The organism is Streptomyces griseoaurantiacus (genome assembly GCF_036189845.1).
GTDB classification, from domain to species: Bacteria; Actinomycetota; Actinomycetes; order Streptomycetales; family Streptomycetaceae; genus Streptomyces; species Streptomyces griseoaurantiacus.
In genome coordinates, this window is record NZ_CP108326.1 from 5,792,064 (window position 1) to 5,817,128 (window position 25,065).

At 69.4% G+C, this 25,065-nt stretch carries 15 protein-coding genes and 1 pseudogene; 10 read left to right on the forward strand and 6 right to left on the reverse strand.

Annotation, left to right across the window (positions count from 1 at the left end; all coding sequences use genetic code 11):
- Positions 1-98: 98 nt before the first annotated feature.
- Complete coding sequence (locus OHB09_RS25710) at positions 99-1,055, forward strand: LysR family transcriptional regulator (protein WP_191889698.1); 957 nt, start codon at positions 99-101, stop codon at positions 1,053-1,055.
- Here the strand turns inward: OHB09_RS25710 and OHB09_RS25715 are convergent.
- Positions 1,029-2,246, reverse strand: coding sequence for a pectin acetylesterase-family hydrolase (locus OHB09_RS25715; RefSeq protein WP_328922603.1), 1,218 nt, complete (start codon positions 2,244-2,246; stop codon positions 1,029-1,031). The two genes, OHB09_RS25710 and OHB09_RS25715, sit on opposite strands and share 27 nt — an antisense overlap.
- Positions 2,247-2,367: 121 nt before the next feature.
- On the opposite strand from OHB09_RS25715, the gene OHB09_RS25720 reads away from it, so the two are divergent.
- Positions 2,368-2,958: a TetR/AcrR family transcriptional regulator gene (locus OHB09_RS25720; RefSeq protein WP_167796067.1), complete on the forward strand. Its 591-nt coding sequence runs from the start codon at positions 2,368-2,370 to the stop codon at positions 2,956-2,958.
- Between the two features lie 239 nt (positions 2,959-3,197).
- On the opposite strand, the gene OHB09_RS25725 is transcribed toward OHB09_RS25720, so the two are convergent.
- Complete coding sequence (locus tag OHB09_RS25725; protein ID WP_328922604.1) at positions 3,198-3,890, reverse strand: TetR/AcrR family transcriptional regulator; 693 nt, start codon at positions 3,888-3,890, stop codon at positions 3,198-3,200.
- A gap of 133 nt (positions 3,891-4,023) precedes the next feature.
- Between OHB09_RS25725 and OHB09_RS25730 the strand changes: the two genes are divergently transcribed.
- A complete protein-coding gene (locus OHB09_RS25730; protein ID WP_191889695.1) occupies positions 4,024-5,154 on the forward strand; it encodes an FAD-dependent oxidoreductase in 1,131 nt (376 codons plus the stop codon).
- Positions 5,155-5,286: 132 nt separating this feature from the next.
- On the opposite strand, the gene OHB09_RS25735 is transcribed toward OHB09_RS25730, so the two are convergent.
- From OHB09_RS25735 to OHB09_RS25745, 3 genes are all read right to left on the reverse strand, one after another.
- Entirely contained in the window at positions 5,287-6,816 is a 1,530-nt protein-coding gene (locus tag OHB09_RS25735; protein WP_006142767.1) for a helix-turn-helix domain-containing protein, read from the reverse strand.
- A 289-nt stretch (positions 6,817-7,105) separates the two neighbouring features.
- Positions 7,106-7,309, reverse strand: coding sequence for a DUF4236 domain-containing protein (locus OHB09_RS25740; protein ID WP_006142768.1), 204 nt, complete (start codon positions 7,307-7,309; stop codon positions 7,106-7,108).
- Between the two features lie 142 nt (positions 7,310-7,451).
- On the reverse strand, positions 7,452-7,844 hold the full coding sequence (locus OHB09_RS25745; RefSeq protein WP_093594301.1) for a VOC family protein: 393 nt from the start codon (positions 7,842-7,844) through the stop codon (positions 7,452-7,454).
- Between the two features lie 278 nt (positions 7,845-8,122).
- Here OHB09_RS25745 and OHB09_RS25750 point away from each other — a divergent pair, with 278 nt between their 5' ends.
- The 4 genes and pseudogenes from OHB09_RS25750 (at position 8,123) to OHB09_RS25765 (ending at position 16,478) form a co-directional block, all read left to right on the forward strand.
- On the forward strand, positions 8,123-10,969 hold the full coding sequence (locus tag OHB09_RS25750) for an aconitate hydratase (RefSeq protein ID WP_328728232.1): 2,847 nt from the start codon (positions 8,123-8,125) through the stop codon (positions 10,967-10,969).
- Between the two features lie 47 nt (positions 10,970-11,016).
- Positions 11,017-11,226: pseudogene (locus OHB09_RS25755) on the forward strand (hypothetical protein); the annotation flags it as partial.
- 358 nt (positions 11,227-11,584) lie between these two features.
- The gene (locus OHB09_RS25760; protein WP_050811310.1) at positions 11,585-12,712 is read left to right on the forward strand and encodes a lytic polysaccharide monooxygenase; all 1,128 of its coding nucleotides are present in this window, start codon (positions 11,585-11,587) and stop codon (positions 12,710-12,712) included.
- A 481-nt stretch (positions 12,713-13,193) separates the two neighbouring features.
- Complete coding sequence (locus OHB09_RS25765) at positions 13,194-16,478, forward strand: GH92 family glycosyl hydrolase (protein WP_167794766.1); 3,285 nt, start codon at positions 13,194-13,196, stop codon at positions 16,476-16,478.
- A gap of 528 nt (positions 16,479-17,006) precedes the next feature.
- Here the strand turns inward: OHB09_RS25765 and OHB09_RS25775 are convergent.
- On the reverse strand, positions 17,007-20,807 hold the full coding sequence (locus OHB09_RS25775; RefSeq protein ID WP_191889692.1) for a GH92 family glycosyl hydrolase: 3,801 nt from the start codon (positions 20,805-20,807) through the stop codon (positions 17,007-17,009).
- Positions 20,808-21,388: 581 nt separating this feature from the next.
- On the opposite strand from OHB09_RS25775, the gene ngcE reads away from it, so the two are divergent.
- The 3 genes from ngcE to OHB09_RS25790 all read left to right on the forward strand — a co-directional run bounded on the left by ngcE (position 21,389) and on the right by OHB09_RS25790 (position 24,822).
- Positions 21,389-22,870 (forward strand): N-acetylglucosamine/diacetylchitobiose ABC transporter substrate-binding protein, encoded by a 1,482-nt coding sequence (gene ngcE / locus OHB09_RS25780; RefSeq protein WP_006142779.1) that lies wholly within the window; start codon positions 21,389-21,391, stop codon positions 22,868-22,870.
- Positions 22,871-22,966: 96 nt separating this feature from the next.
- Positions 22,967-23,893, forward strand: a complete 927-nt coding sequence (locus OHB09_RS25785) for a carbohydrate ABC transporter permease (RefSeq protein WP_006142780.1) — start codon at positions 22,967-22,969, stop codon at positions 23,891-23,893.
- A gap of 5 nt (positions 23,894-23,898) precedes the next feature.
- Positions 23,899-24,822 (forward strand): carbohydrate ABC transporter permease, encoded by a 924-nt coding sequence (locus OHB09_RS25790; protein WP_006142781.1) that lies wholly within the window; start codon positions 23,899-23,901, stop codon positions 24,820-24,822.
- Positions 24,823-25,065: the final 243 nt, after the last annotated feature.

Below are 25,065 nucleotides of genomic sequence, written 5' to 3' on the forward strand. Positions count from 1 at the left end.
GGACGTTCGAAGAATGCCCGCAGTGGGCTTCACATCGACCCTCCATCGCGACTGGGCATGCCGTCAAATGCATGTCAAGCACTGTTAATATGCGCCACATGCATATCGAGAGCGTTGATCTGAACTTGCTCAAGGCACTTGACGTGCTGCTGGACGAACGCCATGTCTCACGTGCGGCGGCCCGTTTCCACCTCAGCCAATCGGCGATGAGCCGCACCCTGAGCAGGCTGCGGGAGGCATTCGGTGACGAGTTGCTCGTACGCACCGCCACCGGTTACGTCCTCACGCCACGCGCCCGTCACATCCAGGCCGAACTCTCGGACCTACTGCCCAGACTGCGGAGCCTGGTGACCGAGGACGATTTCGATCCCTCGACGGCGAACGGACAGATCCGCATAGCGGCGTCCGACTATTTCCTGGCCGTACTCGGAAACGCTGTTTTCTCTGCGTTCTTCGAGCAGGCCCAGGGCATTTCACTGGTCGTGGAGCCGGTCGGTCCCACCACATTCGACGATCTCGAACGAGGCCGCGTGGACATGGCGTTCGTCCCGACGTCGGTGCCTCCCCAGATGTCCAGGCACGTGCTGTTCACCGAGGATCACGTGTGCGTGCTGGCCGAAGACCACCCGCTGACCCGGGACCGGCTGACGCCGGCCGACCTGGGGGCGTATCCGCATGCCGGAGTGGCGGCCCTGGAGAGCGGGCGCATGCTGGTGGAGGCGCACTTGGAGCGGCTCGGCATTCGCCCGCCCGCCGGGCTGACCGTTCCCTATTTCGCCGCGGCTGCCGCCGCCGTGCGCGGGACCCGTCTGATCGCGACAGTACCCAGGCGGCTCGTCGGCCTCCTGCGGGAACCCGGGGTGCGTGTGGCCGAGGCGCCGGAGCGGTTCCCCTCCTTCGACTACCCGATGCTGTGGCATCCGCGTCTGACCGGCGACCCCGCGCACCGGTGGATGCGCTCGCTCCTGATCCGCGCCGGGGCGGCTCTCACACCCGGGCCGGACACCGGTGCCGCGAAGGACGGTCCCTCAGGCGAGCAGTCCCTGTCCGAGTGAGAGGTCCTCGTCGTCGATGACATTGCGCTTGAGCCAGGTGGAGAAGGGGACGCCGTCGGCCGTGCACTTGTTGTAGAAGTTGCTGTTCGTCAGGGTGTGTTGGGTGGCGTGCTTCCTCGCGTTGTGGCCCCAGGCGGTGAGGAAGAAGTTGTAGTGGAGGCCGGACTTGTCGAGGCGTGCGATCGATGCCTTGGTGTTGGCCGCCCAGTCGTCGATGAACGCGTCGGTCTCGGTCGACGTGCGGTTCAGTGCGGCGCCGAAGCGCGTGAGGGTGTCGTCGTAGAGCGTGTTGGCGTGCAGGTACTTGATGGCGCGCGGGGTGGCGTCGCAGCGGTGAAGAAGCGCGTCCTCGTAGAGGTCGGTGCCGATGTCGAAGCCCAGGGTCTTCGCGCTGTCGGCTTTCCAGGTCGTGTCCATGATGTCGCGCCAGCGCTCGCTCACGATTCCGACGCCGTCCGAGAGGCAGTAGAGCTTCGAGTCCGGGTAGTGGTCGGCGATCTGCGGGGCGTAGAAGGCGGAGGACCATGCGCCGGCGCTTTCGCCGGAGACGAGGACCTTGTCGGCTGCCGGGAAGTTGGCGTAGACCCAGTCGAGTACGGCCGTCACGTTGTTGCGCCCGTTGTGGTGGACCTTGGTGGTCGTGCCGTTGTGGGAATAGGTGTTGACGGTGTCACCGACATGCAGGTCCCCGGTGCTGTAGGGGACGAAGACGATGTTCCAGTCACGGAAGGCGTTGGCGGTGGCGCGGCGGTCGGCCATCCCGGCGAGCCCGGCGGGGAACAGTCGGGTCAGCGAGTCGAAGTAGAACATCCGCAGATCCCGCGTGTAGCCGCGCACGAGGCCGAGGGGTCTGATCGGACGGGCGGCGGTCTCCCCGTCCCAGCAGGCTCCGCCACCGGAGAACTGGATCACGAGATTGCTGGACGTACCGCGCCGGACGAACATCGCGTACGCGGAGCCGTCGGCACTCACGGTCGTCCTCCCCAGGTCGACGGTGTGCCATGTGGTGTCCGTGACCTCGTCGAGGCCGGTCACCTGGCTCGGGCGGCCGAAGTGGATGAAGTACAGGTAGAGGATTCCCATCACGAGTACGGCGCCGATCGCGGCCGCGGCCGCCGCCACGTTCGTGTAGAGGCCGAGGGCGACCGCGGCGCAGATGACTGCGGCGACGGCCCACTTTGCTGCTTTCATGCGTGCACTGCCTGTCTGTGTCGTGGGATGAGGGCAGCCCATTTAGCTCTACCCGCACTCTTAGTATACCGACATTACTTTTACTCTCAAGGTACAAAGAGATCGAGGGTAAGATGAGGGGATGGTGGATGAGGAGCCCCTGGGGCGGCGTGAGCGCAAGAAGGCGGCGACGCGGGCGACGATCCTGGAAGCGGCGACGGCGCTGTTCCTGGAGCGAGGCTTCGACGCGGTGACGGTGCGCGAGATCGCGGACCGGGCCGACGTGACACCCAAGACGGTCTTCACGCACTTCCCGCAGAAGGAAGCGCTCGTCTTCGCGGACGAGAAGGAACGGCACGACCGGCTGGTGGCCGCCGTCCGGGACCGCCCTTCGGGCGTTTCGGTCTCCGACGCGCTCAAGGCGCACTACCTGGCGGAGATCGCCGAGCTGAGAACGGAGCCGCAGAGCCGGATCCTCGCGCTGATGGACGGCACGCCGGCGTTGATCGACTACGCGGAGAAGATGTGGCTGCGTCACGAGGACGCGCTGATCGCCACGCTCACCGAGGAGTTCGGTCTCGCCGAGCCCAGTGAGGAGATCCGCTTCTACGTGCGTTTCGCGCTGCAGATCCAGCTCATCGCGGTCCGCGAACCGGACCCGGAGGCGTACGTGGAGGCCGGCTTCCGGTTCCTCGACCGGGGCTGGGCCCACTACGGCGAGGGTGGGCGCTAGGGGCCGTCTGACAATTCGCGCCTGCCGCGCGTGGTCCGGCACGCGCTTCCCCTCTGCCCTGAACGGGCGTGGGGGCCACCACCGCGTCGGCCTCCTCCTCCGCCGTGCGGCCGCACGCACCGGACCCCGCTCGGGCCGGACGAAGCGCACCGCGCCTCACCGTCGGCCTCGTCCGAACGGGCTGCCCCGGTTCGGCCCGTACCGCTCGAGACGTTGGCCGGGCCTGCCCTGGCAGGGTGTCAGCGGAGACGGGTGAGCCCGTCGAGGATGACGGCGATGCCCGTGAGGAACTGCTCGCGGTCGTCGTGATCCCTCATACGGCCGACGATGGCGTGCATGAACGGATAGGCCTCGGGCGTGAGTTCCTGCAGGCTGGCTGAAGCCGCGTGCTCCTCGCGGTCGGCATCGCCGTCGGTGCCGGAGGTGTCCCCTTCGATGCGGACGTTCTGGCTGACGGCGCCGAGGATGTAGTCCCTGAGCGTGGAGGCCGCGTCGAACCAGCGCTCCTCTGGCACGCCGAGTGCCTGCACCTGCCGGCCGAGGCGCTCGAAGATGCCGACCGTGACCGGCCCGACGGGGTTGCGGACGATCTGCAGGGTCAACCGCGTGGCCAGCCACGGGTGAGCGGTGATCGCATCGAACAGGGCCAGGGCGGCCTCGCGGATCTCCTCGGCCGGTGTGGACGCCGCGGGGACGGGCGCCGCGGCCAGCGCCGCCGTCACGACCGTCTCGGTCGCCGCGTCCAGCAGATCGTCCCGTTTGCCCACGTGGTACGCGATCGCCCCCGCCCCCGTCGACAGGCGCTCACTGAGGGCCCGAACGGTCAACGCACCCTCGCCGCCCGCGTCGAGCAACTCGATGGCGGCGGCGACGATCTGATCTCTGGAAAGCACCTGATTACGCCGCCCTGGGCGGCGGGTTGGCGTTGTCATGCCTCCATGATGACACATTTAGTGCACCGTGCCAACTTGGTTTTACGCACCAACTTGGTGTAGCGTCCCATTTTGGCACGCTGAACCAAATGGAGTGGCGCGGCCGCATCGATCCAGTCCACTGGGAGTCGTCATGAAAACTGTCACGATCGTCGGCGCCGGGCTCGGCGGCCTCACCCTGGCCCGCGTCCTGCACGTGCACGGCATACCGGTCGAGGTCTACGAAGCCGAAGCCTCACCCGATGCGCGGGCGCAGGGCGGCATGCTCGACATCCACGACTACAACGGCCAGCTCGCCATCGAAGCCGCGGGCCTGCGGGAGGCATTCCGCGCCATCGTGCTGGAAGGCCGCCAGGCGATGCGGGCGCTCAGCGAGGACGGAACCCTGCTGTTCGAGAAGGCCGACGACGGCCAGGGCGGCAGGCCCGAAGCCCAGCGTGCGGATCTGCGGCGGATGCTGCTCGACGCGCTCCCCGCCGGCACGGTGAACTGGGGCGCCAAGGTCACCGGAGCCCGCGGCCTCGGCGAGGGCCGCCACGAGGTCGCCTTCGCCGACGGCCGCACCCTCGTCACCGAGCTGCTCGTCGGTGCCGACGGCGCCTGGTCGAGGATCCGCCCGCTGCTGTCGGCGGCGACACCGGAGTACGCCGGCACCTCGTTCGTCGAGACCTACCTGCACGAGGCCGACACGCGGCACCCGGGCGCCGCGAAGGCGGTGGGCGGCGGCATGATGTTCGTCCCCGCACCCGACCGGGGCATCACCGCGCACCGCGAACGCGGTGACACCCTGCACGCCTACATATCCCTCACCAGGCCGCTGGACTGGTTCGACCGGATCGACTTCACCGACTCCGCCGCGGCCACCGCCCGCGTCGCCGCCGAGTTCGAGGGCTGGGCCCCGGAGATCACCGCACTGATCACCGACAGCGACACCCCGCCCGTCCTGCGTCCGCACTTCGCCCTGCCCGACGGGCACCGCTGGCAGCGGACGCCAGGGGTGACCCTGATCGGCGACGCCGCACATCTGCAGGTCCCCAACGGCGAGGGAGCCAACTGGGCCATGTGCGACGGCGCCGAACTCGCCGGCGCCCTCGCCGCTCACCCCGACGACCTCGAAGCGGGCCTCGAAGCCTACGAACAGGCCATGTTCACCCGCATGAGCCAGGCAGACGACGTGATGAACGAACACCTCGAGGAGGCGTTCGGCGAGGACATGCCGGAAAGCCTGCGGGCGCTGATGCCCGAGAGCCGGCAGGACGACTGAGCGGCACGAGCGGCACACCTCACCGGCGTGAGCCTGGTGCCGGGCCCGTCCGGCCGTGAGGGGTGGCGTGCGCCGCACTCCTCCCCGCCCCGCCGAGCGGCAGGTCGGAGGGGGTGCGGCGGCACCCGCACGTCAGATGTCCCGGAACGTCTCGATCTGCGCGCCCACCGAGTTGAGGCGCTCGGCCAGTTCCTCGTAGCCGCGGTTGATGACGTACACGTTGCGCAGCACCGACGTGCCCTCGGCCGCCATCATCGCCAGCAGGACGACCACCGCCGGGCGCAGGGCCGGCGGGCACATCATCTCGGCGGCGCGCCAGCGGGTGGGACCCTCCACCAGGACCCGGTGCGGGTCGAGGAGCTGGAGGCGGCCGCCGAGGCGGTTGAGGTCGGCCAGGTAGATGGCGCGGTTGTCGTAGACCCAGTCGTGGATCAGGGTCTTGCCCTGCGCGGTGGCCGCGATGGCCGCGAAGAACGGCACGTTGTCGATGTTGAGGCCGGGGAACGGCATCGGGTGGATCTTGTCGATCGGCGCCTCCAGCTTGGAGGGGCGCACGGTCAGGTCCACCAGCCGCGTACGGCCGTTGTCGGCGACGTACTCCGCAGAGCGGTCGTGGTCCAGGCCCATCTCCTCCAGCACCGCGAGCTCGATCTCGAGGAACTCGATGGGGACCCGGCGCACCGTCAGCTCCGACTCCGTCACCACGGCGGCGGCGAGCAGACTCATCGCCTCCACCGGGTCCTCGGAGGGGGAGTAGTCCACGTCGACGTCGATGTTCGGCACGCCGTGCACGGTGAGCGTGGTGGTGCCGATGCCCTCCACCTGCACGCCCAGTGCCTCCAGGAAGAAGCACAGGTCCTGGACCATGTAGTTGGAGGAGGCGTTGCGGATGACGGTGACGCCCTCGTGGCGGGCGGCGGCCAGCAGCGCGTTCTCCGTCACGGTGTCCCCGCGCTCGGTCAGCACGATCGGCCGGCCGGGCGTCGCGGAGCGGTCCACCTGGGCGTGGTAGAGCCCCTCGGTGGCGGTGATGTCCAGACCGAACCGGCGCAGCGCGATCATGTGCGGTTCGACGGTGCGGGTGCCGAGGTCGCAGCCGCCGGCGTACGGGAGCTTGAAGTGCTCCATGCGGTGCAGCAGCGGGCCGAGGAACATGATGATGGACCGGGTGCGGCGGGCGGCGTCCGCGTCGATGGCGGCCATCTCCAGCACGGCCGGGGGCACGATCTCCAGGTCCACGCCGTCGTTGATCCAGCGGGTGCGGACGCCGATGGAGTTCAGCACCTCCAGGAGGCGGTAGACCTCCTCGATGCGGGCGACCCGGCGCAGCACCGTGCGCCCCTTGTTGAGCAGGGAGGCGCACAGCAGCGCGACACACGCGTTCTTGCTCGTCTTGACGTCGATGGAACCGGAGAGCCGGCGTCCGCCGACCACCCGCAGGTGCATCGGACCCGCGTAGCCCAGGGAGACGATCTCACTGTCCAGGGCCTCGCCGATGCGCGCGATCATCTCAAGGCTGATGTTCTGGTTGCCGCGTTCGATGCGGTTCACGGCGCTCTGACTGGTACCGAGAGCCTCGGCGAGCTGTGACTGTGTCCAGCCGCGGTGCTGTCGTGCGTCACGGATGAGCTTGCCGATGCGTACGAGGTAGTCGTCTGACATGAGGTGAGACTATCTCAGATATGAGATGAGTTGCGCGCGGGGTGGGTGGAACGGGTGACGCGCCGCCGACACCCCTCACAAAGGCCGTACCGGTGCATCGATGCCACCCTTGCCGCCCGGCCTAACGACGCCCGCGTCGCCTCGCCCGAACGGTGCCCCGCCGGGCGGCGGAGCGCACCGCCGCCCGGGCCGGGGCGCGCCCCCACCGCGCCCTCGCGCGCCCCTTCGCCCGGCCGGTCCGTCACACAGGCGGTCAGTCACACGGTCGGTCGCCCGGCCGTTGCGGCCCTCAGTCGTTCCGGCCGCGGGCGGTGTGCGTGCGTCGCCAGCCGAAGGGGCCCGGCAGGTCCATGGACGTCGTACGGCGGCCGGTGCTGCTGTGCGTGTGGCGCGGACCCTTCTTGCCACCGGTGGTGACGGACCAGGACTTCTTGTTGATGTTGAGGCGGACCCCCGGCAGGATCCTGAAGCTCTTGCGGAACGTGAGCGGCATCTGGGCCTCCTTGGCTGGCTATCGCTCCTCCCGGTCCCCTCCGGATACCCCGCATCCGGGCGCACACGCGAGGCCGGGCGCCCAACACCCCTTCCGCGCACGCGCGATGGGGTGGCCGGCGGCCGGTGGCGGCCCCGCCCGGTCAGCCCGGGAGCGTCGCGAGCTGGATCAGGTTGCCGCAGGTGTCGTCGAGGACCGCCACCGTGACGGGTCCCGCGTCCACGGGCTCCTGGGTGAAGCGGACGCCGAGCCCGCTCAGCCGCGCGTGCTCGGCCCGCACGTCGTCCACGGCGAACTGGGCGAGCGGAATCCCGTCCCGCACGAGCGCCTCGCGGTAGGCGAGGGCGGCCGGATGGCGGGCGGGCTCCAGGAGCAGTTCGGCGCCGTCGGGGTCGTCGGGGGAGACGACGGTCAGCCACCGGTCCTGCTCGCCCACGGGGACGTCGTGCTTCTTCACGAAGCCGAGCACCTCCGTGTAAAAGCGCTCGGCCGCGGCCTGGTCGTCGACGTAGACGCTGGTCAGGTGGATCCTCATGCGGCGCTCTCCTCCGGTCCGTACCCCCGCGCGCATTTCGTCGCGGGCGGCCGGCACCAGTGTGCCGGGTGGCCGGGAGGGCCGCCCGCACATGACCCGGACGCCCTCATGTACTAGAGTTATCTCGACATCGAGATATCTGCCGAGGCGCACCGCAGCCGCACGCCGGGGCCGATCCGGCGGTAAGGCTTACCTAAGTAAGTCGTACCTTAGCGGATCGCGAGGACGTCGTGGCGGCAGGATGCGGTGGAACGCGCACAGAAATGAAGGAGACCGTCGTGTCGGCGAACAGCTTCGACGCCCGCAGCACGCTGCAGGTGGGCGACGAGTCGTACGAGATCTTCCGCCTGGACAAGGTGGAGGGCTCGGCCCGACTCCCCTACAGCCTCAAGGTCCTGCTGGAGAACCTGCTTCGCACCGAGGACGGCGCGAACATCACCGCCGACCACATCCGTGCCCTCGGCGGCTGGGACTCGCAGGCACAGCCCTCGCAGGAGATCCAGTTCACGCCGGCCCGCGTGATCATGCAGGACTTCACCGGCGTGCCCTGCGTCGTCGACCTCGCCACCATGCGCGAGGCCGTCAAGGAGCTGGGCGGCGACCCGGCGAAGATCAACCCGCTGGCCCCGGCCGAGCTGGTCATCGACCACTCCGTCATCGCCGACAAGTTCGGCACCCACGAGGCCTTCGCCCAGAACGTCGAGCTGGAGTACGGCCGCAACCGCGAGCGCTACCAGTTCCTGCGCTGGGGCCAGACCGCGTTCGACGAGTTCAAGGTCGTCCCGCCGGGCACCGGCATCGTCCACCAGGTGAACATCGAGCACCTGGCCCGCACCGTCATGGTCCGCGACGGCCAGGCCTACCCCGACACCCTGGTCGGCACCGACTCGCACACCACCATGGTCAACGGTCTCGGCGTCCTCGGCTGGGGCGTCGGCGGCATCGAGGCCGAGGCCGCGATGCTCGGCCAGCCGGTGTCCATGCTGATCCCGCGCGTCGTCGGCTTCAAGCTGACCGGCGAGCTGCCCACCGGCACCACCGCCACCGACCTGGTGCTCACCATCACCGAGATGCTGCGCAAGCACGGTGTCGTCGGCAAGTTCGTCGAGTTCTACGGCGAGGGCGTGTCCGCCACCTCGCTGGCCAACCGCGCCACCATCGGCAACATGTCGCCGGAGTTCGGCTCCACCGCCGCGATCTTCCCGATCGACGCCGAGACGCTGAACTACCTCAAGCTCACCGGCCGCAGCGAGCAGCAGCTCGCCCTGGTCGAGGCCTACGCCAAGGAGCAGGGCCTCTGGCTGGACCCGCAGGCCGAGCCGGACTTCTCCGAGAAGCTCGAGCTGGACCTCTCCACGGTCGTGCCCTCCATCGCGGGCCCGAAGCGCCCGCAGGACCGCATCGTCCTGGCGAACGCCGCCGAGCAGTTCGGCGCCGACGTCCTGAACTACGTCGAGGCCGGCGTCACCGGCGGCGACGACCGCAAGCCCGGCGTGCCGCAGCAGGAGCAGCCGCACGGCGTGGACTCCCCGGTCGACGAGGCGAGCGACGAGTCCTTCCCGGCCAGCGACGCCCCGGCCTACGGTCACGACGACAACGGCTCCGGCGCCCCGCAGCACTCCGCCGTGGTGCCCGGCCCCGGCCCGTCGAACCCGGTCCGGGTGACCGCCCCCGACGGCACCAGCTACCAGCTCGACCACGGCGCGGTGACGGTCGCGGCCATCACCTCCTGCACCAACACCTCCAACCCGTACGTCATGGTCGCCGCCGCGCTGGTGGCCAAGAAGGCGGTGGAGAAGGGCCTGACCCGCAAGCCGTGGGTCAAGACCACCCTCGCCCCGGGCTCCAAGGTCGTCACCGACTACTTCGACAAGGCGGGTCTGACCCCCTACCTCGACAAGGTCGGCTTCAACCTGGTCGGCTACGGCTGCACCACCTGCATCGGCAACTCCGGCCCGCTGCCGGAGGAGGTCTCCAAGGCGGTCAACGACCACGACCTCGCGGTGACCTCGGTCCTCTCCGGCAACCGGAACTTCGAGGGCCGCATCAACCCCGACGTCAAGATGAACTACCTGGCCTCCCCGCCGCTGGTCGTCGCGTACGCCCTCGCCGGCTCGATGAAGGTGGACGTCACCAAGGACGCCCTGGGCACCGACCAGGACGGCAACCCGGTCTACCTGAAGGACATCTGGCCCTCGGAGACCGAGGTCAACGACGTCGTGGCGAACGCCATCGGCGAGGACATGTTCAGCAAGTCCTACGCCGACGTCTTCGCCGGCGACGCCCAGTGGCAGTCGCTGCCCATCCCCACCGGCGACACCTTCGAGTGGGACGCCGAGTCCACCTACGTGCGCAAGCCCCCGTACTTCGAGGGCATGGGCATGGAGCCGGCCCCGGTCGAGGACATCTCCGGCGCCCGCGTCCTCGCCAAGCTGGGCGACTCGGTCACCACCGACCACATCTCCCCGGCCGGTGCCATCAAGGCCGACACCCCGGCCGGCAAGTACCTCACGGAGCACGGCATCCAGCGCCGTGACTTCAACAGCTACGGCTCGCGCCGCGGCAACCACGAGGTCATGATCCGCGGCACCTTCGCCAACATCCGCCTGCGCAACCAGATCGCGCCGGGCACCGAGGGCGGCTACACCCGCGACTTCACCCGGTCCGCCGAAGAAGGAGGGGCCCCCGTCGCCTTCATCTACGACGCCTCGCAGAACTACCAGGCGGCCGGCGTGCCGCTGGTCGTCCTGGCCGGCAAGGAGTACGGTTCCGGCTCGTCCCGTGACTGGGCCGCCAAGGGCACCGCGCTCCTCGGTGTCAAGGCCGTCATCGCCGAGTCCTACGAGCGCATCCACCGCTCGAACCTCATCGGCATGGGCGTGCTGCCGCTGCAGTTCCCCGAGGGCCAGACCGCCGAGTCCCTCGGCCTGACCGGCGAGGAGACCTTCTCCGTCTCCGGCGTCACCGAGCTCAACGAGGGCACCACCCCGCGCACGGTGAAGGTCACCACCGACTCGGGCGTCGAGTTCGACGCGGTCGTCCGCATCGACACCCCCGGTGAGGCCGACTACTACCGCAACGGCGGCATCCTGCAGTACGTGCTGCGCAGCCTGATCCGCAAGTAAGGGCTCCCCGGTACGGCCGAGGGCCGCGATCCCGACGACGGGGTCGCGGCCCTCTTCGTGCCCGGGGCGGAAGGTCTCCCGATCCGGACGGTGCTGGTCCTCTCGCTGAAGAGGGGTGCGTGGTGGGCCACGGCATCCAGCCGGCAACGCGGGGCATCCACCAGGACGTCGAGGAGACCCTGAGGCGCGAACTGGCCCGCGTCACGCTGGAGAAGGTACTCGGGGACGTGCTCGCGGCACCTCGCCGACCCCTCTGATGGGCCGGGCGCCCGTGCGAACCGGGCCTGACGCTCACGGCTTCACGATCGACTCGCGCTCCTTCGGCGCGTGTCCGGATCCCACCCCGTCGAGGGCCGCCCGTGCGCGAGTGCGGCATATGCCGGGATCCCGTACGGCCGTAGCCGTCCGGAAACACCACCTTTACAAGCGCCCGCTTCCGGCGCTACCTTCCCCGACAAGCGAGGTGGGAGCGCTCCCATGTGATCGTCGGACCGGAACCCGCTCGAACACTGTCCGCTCCCGCCTCGCGTGCCCCACGCGTACGTCCGCAGTGCCACCCCCACCCGTACGTCCCGTACGGCCGCAGCGGAAGGAATGGACCTCACTGTCATGATCATGGCAAAAGCAGGCACCGGAACGTCCTTACGCCCCCCGCGTCGCCCACCCCTGTCCGCCCGGACCCGCGCCCTCTTCCTCGTCCTCGCAGCCCTCCTCGCCACCGTCCCCGCGCTCGCCCTGGTCGTCACGGCCGGCGGGACGGCCGAGGCGCACGGGACCCCGATGAAGCCCGGCAGCCGCACCTTCCTGTGCTGGCAGGACGCGCTCACCGACACCGGTGAGATCAAGCCCGTCAACCCCGCCTGCAAGGCGGCCGCACAGACCGGCGGCACCACGCCGTTCTACAACTGGTTCTCCGTGCTCCGCTCGGACGGCGCCGGCCGCACCCGCGGCTTCGTCCCCGACGGGGAGCTGTGCAGCGGCGGCAACGCCAACTTCAGCGGCTTCGACGCGGCCCGCGACGACTGGCCGGTCACCCACCTGACCTCCGGCGCGACCGTCGACTTCTCCTACAACGCCTGGGCCGCGCACCCGGGCTGGTTCTACGTCTACGTCAGCAAGGACGGCTACGACCCGACCCAGCCGCTCACCTGGGACGACCTGGAGGACGAACCGTTCCTGTCGGTGGACCACCCGCCGCTGCACGGCAGCCCGGGCACGGTCGAGGCCAACTACTCCTGGAGCGGGCAGCTGCCCTCCGGCAAGTCCGGACGCCACCTCATCTACATGGTCTGGCAGCGTTCGGACAGCGCGGAGACCTTCTACTCCTGCTCCGACGTCGTCTTCGACGGCGGCAACGGCGAGGTGACCGGCGTCCACCAGAGCGGTGGCGACGACGGCGGTTCGACCGACCCGGGCAATGACCCGAGCGACCCGGTGCTCGGCGCCTGCACCGCCACCCGTCAGACGACCGGCAGCTGGAGCGGCGGCTACCAGTCCGAGGTGACCGTCACCAACTCCGGCGACGTGCCGATGCTGGGCTGGATGGTCGACTGGACCCTGCCCTCCGGGCAGAAGGTCGACAGCCTCTGGAGCGGCAACGCCACGTACTCGGGCCAGGACGTGATGGTCCACAACGCGGACTGGAACGGCTCCCTGGATCCCGGGGAGAGCGCCACCTTCGGCTATGTCACGACGGGTGCCGGCGGGGACGACACGACGTCCCTGCCCTGCCAGGTCGGCTGAGCCGAACGCCCGGCGCCCGCCGGGTGGGCCGAGCCGGACACCCCGCGCGCCCCTGGGCGCGCGAGACGGGTCCGGTGGGGGAGTCTCCTCTCCCACCGGACCCGCACCGTCCGGCCCCAAGGGGGGAGGGGGCCGCCCGGTGGCTACAACAGTGGCTTGATGCGAACCGCTGGCAACGCGACAACGTTGTCTAACACTTCGCCACCGACTCTACTCCTCGAACGGACAACGATGTCAACCCAGTTGCGCCCCAAGAAACAAACGGGACCGCCGGGTCGACGCACCCTCACGCACCCTCCGTTCCGCCGAATCCCGGGGCCGGGACGAGCCATCGGGCCCCCACCTGCCGCTGTGCGCCACCGGACCACCACCCCGCCCCTCCCGCACGCACCCTTCCCCCCTCCGGCCCGCCCGGGTTACTGTCCCCCCGGCTTGTGCGACCTGTGGTGCGCGACCCGTCCGACGAAGGAGGGGCCGCGTCATGCGTTTCCGCCCGGCATCCCTGCTGCTGGCCGCCGTCCTGGCGACCGGCGGCGCCACCCCGGCGCTCGCCGCGAGCGCCGCCGCACCCCCGACACCGGACCTGGTCCGGGACCCGACCACGTACGTCGACCCGCTCATCGGCACCAGCAACGGCGGCGACACCTACCCCGGCGCCGTCACGCCCTTCGGCATGTTCTCCTTCAGCCCGGAGACCACCCGGGGCAACGCGACCGCCACCACCGCGCCCGGCGGCTACCACTACGACGCCACCCGCATCCGCGGCTTCAGCCTGACCCACATGTCCGGCACCGGCTGCGCCGGCGGCAGCGGGGACATCCCGTTCTTCCCCTACGCGGGCGAGGTCACCTCCTCCCCGGCGAGCGACACCAAGGACGCCGTCTACGCCTCCGACTTCAGCCACGACGACGAGACCGCCGAGCCCGGCCACTACAAGGTCGGCCTGAAGTCCGGCGTCACCGCCGACCTCACCGCCACCGCGCGCACCGGCTCGGCCCGCTTCACCTACCCCGCGGACAAACCGGCCTCGCTGCTGATCCGCAGCGCCAACTCCGAGGTCGGCTCCACCGACTCCACAGTGAGCATCGACCCGAAGACCCGCACGGTCTCCGGCTCCGTCACCTCCGGCAACTTCTGCGGCTACCTCGACCCCGAGGGCCGCCGCGCCTACTACACCCTGTACTTCACCGCCCACTTCGACCGCGCCTTCACCGCCACCGGCACCTGGCGGGACGGCACCCTCACCCCGGGCTCCACCAGCGCCTCCGGCGGCACCGGCGACTTCAAGGACAACGGCGGCCGCCCCGTCGCGGGCAAGGGCGCCGGCGGTTACGTCCGGTTCGCGCCGGGCGAGAAGCCGGTGAACGTCAAGGTCGGCATCTCCTACGTCAGCCCGAAGGGCGCCGAGGCCAACCTGCGCGCCGAGAACCCGGCGCACCGCTCCTTCGACTCGGTCCGCGAGGCCGCCCACCGCGCCTGGCGCGAGCGGCTGGCCGGCATCCGGGTCGGCGGCGGCACCGAGGACGAGCGCACCACCTTCTACACCGCGCTCTACCACACCATGTTCCACCCGAACGTCATCAGCGACGCCGACCGCAGATACCGCGGCAGCGACGACAAGGTGCACCGGGTGACGAGCGGCCACCAGGCCCAGTACGGCACCTTCTCCGGCTGGGACGTCTACCGCGACCAGGTGCAGCTCCTCACCCTGCTGGACCCGCGCGCCGGCTCCGACGTGGCGCAGTCCCTGTACGAACTCGCCCGGCAGAACGGGGGGATCTGGGACCGCTGGCTGCACGGCGCCGCCGGCACCCACGTCATGAACGGCGACCCCTCGCCTACCGCGCTGGCCGGCATCCGCGCCTTCGGCGGCACCGACTTCGACCTGCGGGGCGCACTGAAGTCACTTCTCAAGGCGGCGACCGTACCGACCGCGAAGGACCTCTCGCCCGCGGGCAAGCCCGTGCTCTCCGCGGGCCAGCGGCCCTCGCTCGACAAGTACCTGAAGTCGCACTACATGCCGTCCGTCTCCAACGCGTGGGGCGGGGCGGCCGAGACGCTGGAGATGTCGACCGCCGACTTCTCCCTCTCCCAGCTCGCCGCGGCGGTCCACGACACGAAGACCGCGAAGACCTTCGCGAACCGCTCGCAGTGGTGGCAGAACAACTTCAACCTCGCCGCCCACCCCACCGGCGGCTACATCGCCAACCGCAAGGCCGACGGAAGCTGGGTCACCGGGTTCACCCCCGGCACCGGCAACGGCTTCGTGGAGGGCACGGCCGCCCAGTACACCTGGATGGTCCAGCACAACCCGGCCGGACTGTTCGCCGCGATGGGCGGCAAGGACAAGGCGCTCGCCCGCCTCGACTCCTTCTTCCACGAGGCCGACGGCGGCTGGGCGTTCACCGGCAGTGGCGGCGACAAGTCCGAGATGGACAACGAACCGTCCATCAACGTGCCCTACCTGTACGACTACGCGGGCGCGCCCCACAAGACCCAGGACACCGTGCGCGCGGCGATGACGAAGCTGTGGTCCACGAAGCCGGGCGGCATTCCCGGCAACGACGACCTGGGCGCCATGTCGTCCTGGTACGTCTTCTCGGCGCTCGGCATGTACCCGCAGGTGCCCTCCCGTGCGGAACTCGTCCTCGCCTCCCCGCTGTTCCCCCGCGTGGTGATCGACCGGCCGCACGGCAAGGACATCGAGATCCGCGCCGAGGGCGCCGCCGCCGACGCGCCCTACATCCACTCGCTCGAGGTGAACGGGAAGCGCACGCAGCACACCTGGCTCCCGGCGTCCTTCGTCCGCGACGGCGGCCGGCTGGACTACACGCTCTCCTCGACGCCCGACAAGACCTGGGGCACCCGCGCCGCCGACGCCCCGCCGTCCTTCCGGGACGGGGAGCAGCCCTACCAGATCGGCGTGGGACCCACCACGGCGACGCTCGCCCCGGGCGAGAGCACCACGCTCGACATCCGCGCGCTGGCGCTGAACGGCGGCACCGGCCCGGAGGTCCACTTCCAGGTCGACACCCCGGCGGGCGTGACCGCGAGCCCCGCCTCGGGCACCGTGAAGGACGGCGCCCAGAAGATCACCCTCACCGCGGCGAAGGACGCGGAGCAGGGCTTCTCGGACGTCAAGGTGAGCGTCACCTCCGGTGACACCTCCTACGCCCAGCCGATCTCCCTGACCGTCGCGGCCCCCGGCTCACTGCTGGCGGCCTACAACAACACCGGCGTCTCCGACGACGAGGGCGAGCACGACGAGGCGGACTACGACGGCGGCGGCTGGAGCTACTCGCTCCAGGCGCTGAAGGCGGCCGGGCTGACCCCCGGCGCGCAGGGGACGGTCGGCGGGCTGACCTTCACCTGGCCCCGGTCCCCCTCGGGCCGCCCGGACAACGCGGCGGCGGCCGGCCAGCGGATCGACCTGGCCGACCCGGCCGCCACGCTGTCCTTCGTGGGCAGCGCGGTCAACGGCAACCAGCGCACCCAGGCCACGGTCACGTTCACGGACGGCACCACCGCCACGACCGACCTGTCCTTCACGGACTGGACGGTCGGCGGCGGTGGCGGCACCGTCCAGTACGACAACGTGGTGCTCGCCAAGACCGCGTACCGCAACGTCGCCGGCGCCGACAAGGACCCCGTCGCCACGTACGTCTTCGCCACGAAGCCGTACGAGGCCCCGGCAGGCAAGCGCGTCGCGAGCGTCACGCTGCCCGACAACGGTGACCTGCACGTCTTCACACTGGCCACCGACTGACCCACCCCACCGGCCCCCGCCGGCCCGGACGCCGACCGCGCCCGGACCGACGGGGGCCTCTCCGTTGCCGACCGCCGACCGCCGAACCTGCCCCGGCGACACGGCGACACGGCGACACGGCGACACGGCGACACGGCGACACGGCGACACGGCGACACGGCGACACGGCGACACGGCGAGCCGTACGAGCCTTGCGTGGCAGCGTGCGAGGCGCTCGACTCAGGGACGGGGCGCGGGCCGGCGGCCTGTCCCGCGCCGAGACCGATCACCGGGTACCGGTCGCCGCCGGTCCGGCCGCCGGGGAAATCCCACATGGCGCGCCCCGGCGTGCTGCGCCACTGTCGCGGGAGCACGTCCCGGCGGACGCCCGCCTGGTGGTCCGGTTCCTCGAAGGCGAACGCGCGGGCCGCTGTGGGATCGGGGAGGTCGGGCACGAGGTGATCGGGGCCGCGGTTTCCCTGCGCGCGCACGGCAAGACGGGCCCGGGGAGACCCCCGGGCCCGTCTCTCGCGTGCTACAGCCGTGGCGTCAGCCCAGGAGTTCCACCTCCGCGAGGGTCGGCTCGCCGGTCAGGACCAGGCGGTAGTGGGCGTACGAGGCCGCGTGCGGGATCGTGAACGCCCGGGTCTGCCGGTCCCAGCGGAAGGACTCGCCGGAGCGCTCGTCCAGCGTCCGCCAGTGCGTGCCGTCGCTCGAGGCCTGCAGTGTCCAGCCCGTCGGGGCCTTGGTGTGGTCGGCGGGTGAGGTCAGCGTGTACTGGACCGCCTTGGCGCGGTCGCCGGACAGCGGCAGGTCCACCGTCGTGGCGCTCGCCTCGGTCGACGAGGTGTTGTCGAACAGGGCGCCCCCGGTCTTCAGGAGGTCCGCACGGGGCGTGGGCGTCTTGTCGTCCTTGGTCACGGACACGGGCGCGTCGTGCTTGCCCGTGCCCCAGGAGGACGGCTTCGCGCCCATGTCGAAGTCCAGCACCCCGCCGCGCGAGAGCAGCGAGTGCGGCAGGGAGGTCTTCGACCACCGCTTGCCGTTGACCTTCAGCCCCTGCACGTAGATGTTCTTCATGCTGTTCTTCGGCGCCTTGACGACCAGGTCGTGGCCGTTCTCCAGGTGCACGGTCGCCTTCTTGAACAGCGGGGAGCCGATGGCGTACTCGCCGCTGCCCATCACCAGCGGGTAGAAGCCGAGCGAGGAGAACAGGTACCAGGCCGACTGCTCGCCGTTGTCCTCGTCGCCGTGGTAGCCCTGCCCTATGGCGCTGCCGGTGTAGAGGCGGGAGAGCACCTCGCGGACGTTCTTCTGCGTCTTGTACGGCTGCCCGGCCGCGTCGTACATGTAGGTGATGTGGTGCGCGACCTGGTTGGAGTGGCCGTACATGCCCATCCGCACGTCACGCGCCTCGATCATCTCGTGGATGACGCCGTTGTAGGAGCCCTTGACGTCCACGGAGGCGGTCTCCGGGGTCGAGAAGAACGTGTCCAGTTTGTCCCCGAGCTTCTTCTTGCCGCCGTACAGGTTGGCCAGGCCGTGGCTGTCCTGCGGCACGGTGAAGGCGTAGCCCCAGCCGTTGGTCTCCGTGTAGTCGTAGCCCCACAGCCGGGGGTCGTACTTGTCGGAGGGCACCCGCCAGTCGCCGTTCTCGTCCTTGCCCTGGAAGAACCCGGCCTTGGAGTCGAACAGGTTGACGTAGTCGCGGGCGCGGTTGAGGAAGTACTCGGACTCCTCCTTGTAGTGCTTCTTGTGGGTCTTCTCGTACAGCGCCTTGCCCATCTGGGCGATGCCGTAGTCGTTGACGTAGCCCTCCATCGCCCAGGACAGGCCCTCGCCGGTCTTGGTGCTGGTGTAGCCGAGGAAGGGCGAGGTCGTCATGCCCTTGCGGCCGACACCGGAGGAGGGCGGGACGACGGTGGCGTTCTTCAGCGCCGCGTCGTACGCCGACTCGGCGTCCATCTTGACGCCCTTGACGTACGCGTCGGCGAAGGCCACGTCCGAGGACGTGCCGGTCATCAGGTCCGCGTAGCCGGGGGAGGACCAGCGGGAGGTCCAGCCGCCGTCCTTGTACTGCTGGACGAAGCCGTCGACCATCTCACCGGCCTGGGAGGGCGTCAGGAAGGAGTAGGCGGGCCAGGTCGTGCGGTAGGTGTCCCAGAACCCGTTGTTGACGTACACCTTGCCGTCGACGATCTTCGCGCCGGTGTGCGTCGGGGTGTTCTCGCCGGTCGCCTTGGAGAACGGGGAGGCGTACTGGTACTTGCCGCCCACCTTCTCGAAGCCGGAGTTGGGGTACAGGTACAGCCGGTAGAGCGAGGAGTACAGCGTGGTCAGCTGGTCGGAGGTGGCACCCTCGACCTCGACCTTGCCGAGGATCTTGTCCCAGGCCGCTTGCGCGCTCCGCTTCACCGAGTCGAAGGACCTGCTGTCCGGGAGTTCCCGGGACAGGTTGTCCTTGGCCTGGTCCACGCTGATGAGCGAGGTCGCCAGGCGCAGGGTGACCGCGTGGTCGTGGCCGGCGTCGAAGCGCAGGTACCCGGTGACGCCGGAGGACGAGCCGTCCTCGACCGCCGAGTCGAAGCGGCCGTAGACGAACAGCCGGGTCGCGCCCGCCGAGCCGCCGGACTTCACGTCCGAGTAGCCGGTGACGACGCCGTTGTCCTTGTCGAGGGTGAGGCCGCCCTCGTCCCGGATGTTGTCGAAGACGACGCTCGCGTCGTCACCCGGGTAGGTGAAGCGCATCGCGGCCGCGTGGTCGGTCGGCGCCATCTCCGCCTTGATGCCGTTCTCGAAGGTCACGCCGTAGTAGTACGGGCGGGCGGTCTCCTTCTCGTGGCGGAAGGGGAGCTGCCGGGCCTCCTTGCCGGTGTCCGGGGTGCCGGAGGCGGCGGAGGGCATCACCTGGAAGGTCTGCCGGTCACCCATCCACGGGCTGGGCTCGTGGCTGGCGCTGAAGGACTGGATGGTCGGCAGGTTGTCGTCGTTGTTGCCCCGGCTGTAGTCGTACAGCCAGTTCTCCACGCTCGCGTTGGTCACCGGCGTCCAGAAGTTGAAGCCGTGCGGGACCGCCGTGGCGGGGAAGTTGTTGCCGCGGGAGAAGCTGCCGGAGGAGTTGGTGCCCCGGGTGGTCAGCGCGTAGTCGGAGTAGTGCGCCTTGGGCCTCTCGGGGGCCGCGACCTTCAGCGAGACGTCGTCCACCCAGCCGCGGAACTTCGCCGGGCCCTTGGGGGAGTCGTAGGCCACCAGTATCCGGTCGACGGTCTTCCCGGCGGCCACCGAGCCGATCGAGGAGTTCACGTCGTTCCACTGGTTGACGTAGAGCACCTTGGCGTCGCCCTGGCCGCGCGGGGTCAGCGGGAAGCCGTGCTCGTCGAGGGCACCCAGCCGGCTGAGGTAGGTGCCGTCGGTGAAGGCGAGGTCGACGGAGACGTTGGTGGCGTCGTAGTCGAGGTCGCCGCCCGCCATCGAGGGGAAGATCCGGTACGACAAGCGCGTGTTCCGCTCGACGCGCACGTTGACGTCGAAGACCTTGTTGTACGAATACGCCCGGCCGTCCGCCTTGTGCCGGCCGGCGTACCGCAGCGCCCGCTTGCCGGTGAAGCCGGCGCCGGACTTGGCGGTCGGCGATCCGGTGGGGCCCTGGTCCACGAGGCTCAGCATGTCCTCGGGCGTGGTGGCGACATGCCCGTCGGAGAACTGCACGTCGGCGAGCTGGAGGATGTCCGCACCGTGGTTCTTGGTGAAGTCCAGCCGGAAGTGCTGGTACTCGGCCGGCTCGGCCAGGTCGTAGCTGTTGGTCGTCTGCCGGTCGGCGAAGGACTGACCGCTGCGCGTGTCGATCGTCTTCCAGTCCTTGCCGTCCGTGGAACCCTTCAGGGTCCAGTCGGCGGGATCGCGTTCGACGACGTCGTTGGCGGAGGTGAGGGCGTAGGTCTTGAGCTTGACCGGGGCGTCCATGTCGAACTCGACCCAGCCGGTCTTCTCGAAGGTGAGCCACTTGGTGGTGGGCTCGGTGTCGACGAGGTTCTCCTTGACCTCGCCGCCCTGCTTGTTCTCGGAGCTGGCCCGCACACCGGTGACGTGGTCGGTCACGCCGCCGGGAATGCCGGTGCTGTATCCGCCGTCGACGCCGGAGGCGCGCTTGCCGCCGCCCGCCGTCTCGACGGTGTTGACCCACGTCGGGGACGGGTCCCCCGACTCGAAGGAGGAGCTGAACTCCCGGTCGGCCTTCGCCGCTTGCGCGGGTCGGGCGACGGCGGCGCCCTGGGAGGCCGCCACCAGAGCGAAGGCGGTCGCTGCCACGACCGCCGAGGGACCCCATCTGTGCCGAGCTCTGTACTGCATGCGCGAGAACCCTTCCTGCGCGGAGTGGAAAGAGATACCGGACAACGTTGTCAACTTCGCGCGCAGAGACCAGTAGGGGTTCAAGTGACCGTCGGTGTCAAGGGTGTTGCCTACGGCATACGGGTCCCCTGCCGTCCGGAAACCGTCCGAGAGCCGTCCGGGGCCCGCCGCAACTCCTCCGCCGGGGAGTGCCGCCGAGTTGTCGATCTTCGCACGGGTGCCGCACAGGAAGCGCATATTTCCGGCGTCCCGGCGCCCGCGTGCCGCCTCCGGATCCGCTCACGTTTCCGCGAGGTCTCAACTCGGAAAAGGCGTCCGTCAACCTTGCGTTCGATCTTGCTCCGCCGAGGGGAAGTGGACTATACCTGTCGGCGTCCGGCTGGCCGTCACCTCGTGGTACGCGCCCGGCGGACGCGCACGACCCGGGGGGAAACGGGAGGGGGCGGATCGCCGGCGCGCACGAGTGAGTGCCGTATCGTCCCTTTTCGGTCCCTCGTGCACGACCCCAGCTTCACATCACCGCGGTGCCGGGGAAGGATCCGGTACACCGCCTGAGTCCTGGAGAAGGCGAGGACTTGAGCATGGGATCCACTTCCGCCGAGCACAGTTCCCCCAAGAGCGGCACCGACGGGCAGATCGCCCCCTCGGGCGTCGGCCGCCGCGACCTGATCAAGCGCTCCGCGGCGCTCGGCCTCGTCTCCGTCCCCGCCATGGGCTTCCTCTCCTCCTGCGCCAGCGGCGGCGGGGACGGCGAGGAGAAGGCCAAGGCGGGCAAGAAGACCGACAAGAACCCGCTCGCCGTCAACGAGACCGCGCAGATGGAGTTCGTGCTCTTCGACGGCGGCTTCGGCAAGGAGTACGCCGAGGACGCCGTCAAGGTCTACGAGAAGGCCTTCCCCAAGGCGAAGGTCAAGTTCTCCGCCACCCAGAAGATCCAGTCCACGCTGCAGCCGCGCTTCAACGGCGGCACCCCGCCGGACCTCATCGACAACTCCGGCGCCGAGCAGATGGACATGGGCGTCCTCGTCGGCAAGAACCAGCTCGCCGACCTCACCCCGCTGCTCGACGCCCCGTCCTACGACGACCCGAGCAAGAAGGTCCGCGACACGCTGCGGCCGGGCATCGTCGAGATGGGCCAGTTCGACGGCGAGCCGGTGTGGATCATGTACTACGCCTACACCGTCTACGGCGTCTGGTACTCCCAGAAGGCCCTGGACCGGCTCGACGAGAAGTACCCCGAGACCTGGGACGAGATGCTCGCGGTCTGCGCGAAGGCCAAGAAGAAGGGCATGGCGGGCTGGACCTACGCCGGCAAGTACCCCTACTACATCCCCTTCTCGCTCTACCCGATGATCGGCAAGGTCGGCGGCCGCGAGGTCCTCGACGCCATCGACAACCTCGAGCCCAACGCCTGGAAGCACCCGGCGGTCAAGGCCTGCTTCGAGGCGTACTACGAGCTCCAGCAGAAGGGCTACGTCCTCAAGGGCACGCCCGGCCTGGACCACATCCAGTCCCAGACCGCCTGGGCCAAGGGCGAGGCGCTGTTCATCCCGAACGGCTCCTGGGTGGAGAACGAGTCCGCCAACGTCATCCCCAAGGACTTCGACCTCGCGGTCTCCGCGCCCACCGGCATCGACTCCTCCGACAAGATGCCCTTCGGGACCATCTGGGCCTCCGGCGGCGAGCCGTTCATCGTCCCGGCCAAGGCCAAGAACGGCACCGGCGGCATGGAGCAGCTCCGCATCATGCTGAGCGAGGCCTCGTCGAAGAACTTCACCGCCAAGGTCAAGTCGCTCACCGCCTTCAACGGCGGCACCGACGGCATCTCCCTCACGCCGGGCCTGAAGTCCGGTGTCGCGGCGCTGGAGAAGGCCGGGGACAACGTGGTGAACCCGCGGCTCCAGGACTGGTACGTGAAGCTCCAGAAGGAGCAGATCGGCGTCTCCGGCCTCGGCGAGATGATGGCCGGCCGGGCCACCCCGGCGGAGGCCATCAAGAAGATCCAGGGCTACGCCGACGCGGCCGCCAAGGACGACTCGATCAAGCACTACAAGCACCAGTAAGCGGCACGCGACAGCACACCGGTGCCGCCGCCGGTGACACCCGCCAAGGGGTGTCACCGGCGGCGGGCACCCGCCCTGAGACCGAGGTCGGTGGCAATGCAGCACGGCAAGTACCGGTTCATCGTGGGGTTCCTCGCGCTGCCCCTGGGGCTGTACGCGCTCTTCGTGATCTGGCCGTTCATCCAGTCGATCTACTACTCGTTCACGGACTGGACGGGCCTGAGCCCAGAGTTCAAGACGGTCGGCTTCGACAACTACACGAAGATGTTCCACGACGACGTCTTCTGGAAGTCGCTGCAGCACAGCCTGCTCTTCGCGGTGCTGCTCCCGGTGGTGACGATCAGTCTGGCGCTGTTCCTCTCCTTCATGATCAACGTGGGCGGCCGGCGCCGCCGGGGCGGTCCGGCGATCACCGGGGTGCGCGGCTCCTCGTTCTACAAGATCGTGTACTTCTTCCCGCAGGTGCTGTCCATCGCCATCGTCGCGTTGCTGTTCGCCTTCGCGTACAACCCGGACAGCGGAGCGATCAACTCGGTGCTGCGGGGCGTCGGCCTCGACAGCCTCCAGCCGCTGTGGCTGGGCGACCCGAACCTCGCGCTGTGGTGCGTGATGGCGGTGCTCGTGTGGTCCACCGTCGGTTTCTTCGTCGTCCTGTTCTCCGCCGGTATGGCCTCCATCCCGGCGGATCTCTACGAGGCCGCGCTGCTGGACGGGGCCGGCCGGGCCAGCACCTTCTTCAAGATCACCCTGCCGCTGCTGTGGGACACCGTGCAGTCCGGCTGGGTCTACATGGGCATCCTCGCGCTCGGCGCGGAATCGTTCGCAGTCGTACAGATCATGACGACCGGACCGGGCGGGCCCGACTATTCGACCACCGTGCTGGTGCTGTACGTCTACCAGAAGGCCTTCCGTGACGGTCAGGCCGCCTACGCAACCACGATCGGTGTCGCCCTGCTCGTCGTCACGCTGCTGTTCGCGGCGGTCGTGATGCGGCTGGGCCGGCGCGAGCGGCTGGAGTTCTGAGGACCATGAAGACGACCGAGACCCCCGCCCCCGTACCGGCCGAGCCCGGTGTCACCGTGACCAAGGCGGACCCCCCGGCCGCGAAGCCGCCGAAGGAGGGCAAGGAGGGCGGCGTCCTCAACGCCTTCTCGCACGGCATGCTCGTGCTCTGGGCGGTCATGGTGGTGATGCCGCTGGTCTGGGCGGTGATGACGTCCTTCAAGGACGACAAGTCCATCTTCTCCTCGCCCTGGGCGCTGCCCGACAAGCTGCACTTCGACAACTGGTCGCGGGCGTGGACCGACGCCCACATGGGCGACTACTTCTTCAACACCATCCTGGTGGTGGGCGGTTCGCTCATCGGCACGCTGGTGCTCGGCTCGATGGCCGCCTACGTGCTGGCGCGGTTCGAGTTCCCGGGGAACCGGTTCATCTACTACCTGTTCATCGGCGGCATGAGCTTCCCGATCATGCTCGCGCTGGTGCCGTTGTTCTACGTGGTGAACAACATGGGCCTGTTGAACACCATTCATGGACTGATCCTGGTCTACATCGCCTACTCGCTGCCGTTCACGGTCTTCTTCCTGACCGCGTTCTTCCGCACCCTGCCCAGTTCGGTGGCGGAGGCGGCCTTCGTGGACGGTGCCTCGCACACCCGTACGTTCTTCCAGATCATGCTGCCGATGGCCAAGCCCGGCCTGGTCAGCGTGGGGATCTTCAACTTCCTGGGCCAGTGGAACCAGTACATGCTGCCCACCGTGCTCAACACGGATCCCGACAAGCGGGTCCTCACCCAGGGGCTGGTCCAGCTCGCCGCGAGCCAGGGCTACAAGGGTGACTGGTCCGGACTCTTCGCCGGACTGGTGATGGCGATGCTGCCGGTCCTCGCGGCGTACATCGTCTTCCAGCGCCAGGTGGTCCAGGGGCTGACGGCGGGCGCCGTGAAGTAGCCGCACCCCTCCGCGAGCAGGGAGAACACCGACCGGCACGTCCCGCCGTCCCCTCCCGCCGCCTCCCGCGAACCGCCGCCGCGAAGCCGCCTCCGCCCTTTGGAGGCGGCTTGTCGGCGTGTCCGGGACCCGTGGCGCGTTGGGCGTCGAAACGGTTCAACCTCTTGACGGGAGGCGACCCGAACGGCTCAGCTTAGAGTTCACTAGTTGGACACGGACGGGGCCTCGCCGAAGCGGTCCCGC